General features: G+C 46.1%; 1 protein-coding gene. It reads right to left on the bottom strand.

Annotated features, from left to right (window positions below):
- Window positions 1-66: 66 nt before the first annotated feature.
- Window positions 67-1,251, bottom strand: a complete 1,185-nt coding sequence (locus tag I3J13_RS25545; protein ID WP_196380677.1) for a toll/interleukin-1 receptor domain-containing protein — start codon at window positions 1,249-1,251, stop codon at window positions 67-69.
- Window positions 1,252-2,254 lie beyond the last annotated feature (1,003 nt).

Here is a 2,254-nt window from a genome sequence, read left to right as displayed (position 1 = left end):
TCACGAAAATCGATCTAAATCCGTCGCTATAGCTGTCCGCGACTTACTGAAATCACTGTCCCGTACTTAATGGAATTGGTGTCCGCGACTTACTGAAATGCGTGTCCGCGACTTTGTGAAACCCGCAAGGAATATCTTTAGCCCTTTTTTGCACACTTCATCTACTAAGCGATAAACGTTGTAGGGATGGCCTTCAGAGAGTTGCGTTAATTTTTCGAGTGCATCTGTATTAACCTCTACGCCTTTCCGCTTTAGCAAAGTAGACGTAAGCGTTAGGGTGGCCTCCCAACTTAAGGAGGTGACAGCCAAGAATGCCATATCAGGTCTGCTTACACGATGCCTATACGGAATCATCCTCCCCGAGATAAAAGCAACGGGTGGGTGTGGATGTGCTTCTAAACCTTCGATTATCTTCGCTACCTCTGGGCTGAAGATTCCTTCTTCGGTGAGTACCCCACCTTCATCGAAAAGAATGGCGGCTTCATTGCTGGGAAGAAGTGAGTTAAGCAACTGGGCCGTCATACTCAATTGCTGATCTGGACTTGCAAGTTTGAAGCCCGCCATTCGGCTACGCAGGTCTGCGGCGGTCATTGTTGGTCGCAGCTCTGCTAGTACATTTCTATATAATTCTTCCGGCCCATCGTAATGAGATATGTTGATTTGTGGAAAAATACGCCCCACATGTGGAAAATGGTTCTCGTAGAATTTACCGGCTATCGAACGTCTACCTGTGCCTGCATTGCCGGACAAGTAGAGGCTCTTTATCATAGGTCTCTGGTGGTCGGAGACCTGATCATCTAAATCTTTTAGCTCTTTCTCACGTCCTAGAAAGGGATGAGAGAAGCTTTGCGCTTTGCTCGTCGCCGTCACAAGTTGTCCTTGTATAAGTCTCGCCGCCGATTCTGGAGATAACGTCTTTCTTACGATATTGAAGAATTTAACGTTCTCGCTAGCTGACGCAAATGCAATGTCGTCAAGGCATATTGCAAGGAATCGCGATATGCGACCGCGAGCTAAAAATTCGATACCGAGCAGTGTTTCAAACTCAACGTAGGCGGATTTTACTGACGCTTGCGACAGAAAGAGGCAAAACAGGTCAGATCGCTCCAATGCTATTCGAATAGCATCCGAATTCACCAACCCCGCGTCGAACGTAGTTGCGTCCAACTCATACGAGCCTGGTCGCAGCAGCTCTGCGACACGCTCGACGAAATCTTTGTCTGTCGATGAATGTGATAAAAACGCCCGCAACCAACCCTCCCAAGCAGAATCGCCATTTCTATTTGATATAGCGCACTATTACATCTAACGCGATGCTCGATATGTACGCAAGCATTGGTTGCATGTGCGAGCGCAACAGGCAAGGATGGTCTACATGGAGTGTAAGGCTGCCTTACGACATCTTTTTTAAGGGTTGAGCTTTCTATTGAATTGATGGGTGATTGCTGATTTCTTTATTTTTTTGAGTGATTTTTTGTCCTACTCATCCCCACCCTATTTTCTTGACCTATACTACCCGTGTTTGGCGATGAACTGCGGAGAGATGGATTTGGTTTGTGGTGGGCCTTTCTCTTTCTCCGGAGGTTGATGGCTGAAGGACTGGCTTTGCCAGGCATAAATCGCTGATGCGGGGCACTGATAAGTGTCTTGATTTCCCCAGGTGGCAATTTTCAGTGCCCCGTTGCAATGCCCATTGAGCCGAAAGGCTGATGGGAAAAGAGATGAAGCTCAAGACACGGTCGCAACTGCGTCGCGTGGTAGGAAAGGTGTGTTCAAATGGGTTTCTATGAAACGTACGTTCTTGCAGCTCGTGCAGATACAGCCCTGATGAGGCGAAGGGTGGCGAAGATTATGAATCGTCGGCGCAAGAAGCAATATTTACACAATCAGAAGAAGAATTCGGATTTGGAAGCCGAGATGAAGAGGGGAGAGGCCCTTCGACCTGGGAGGATTCCGTAAACATATATTTATATAGATATATACGCAGAAACATATAAAATATATGCTGCGTTGAATTGTATAGGAATATTGAGGGCGGATGAAAGTCCGTGACCAGAATCTTGTTTTGCGGCCTGCAATTTGCGGATTGCGGGACGATAACGTGTAAATATATGATTTTTATGTTGAAATTGCCGATATGGTTGGAGAATGATTATGCGCGGAAACCATATGAGTGAGATGGAATTGATTAGAGTGGAGATCAGATTTGAGTGACGATCGATCATAATAACAATATCATGATATTGTTATTATG

This window comes from Agrobacterium leguminum (assembly GCF_015704895.1).
In the GTDB taxonomy this organism is placed as follows: Bacteria; Pseudomonadota; Alphaproteobacteria; order Rhizobiales; family Rhizobiaceae; genus Agrobacterium; species Agrobacterium leguminum.
The sequence above is the reverse complement of the archived record's forward strand: the minus strand, read 5'-3'. Positions and strand labels throughout refer to the sequence as shown.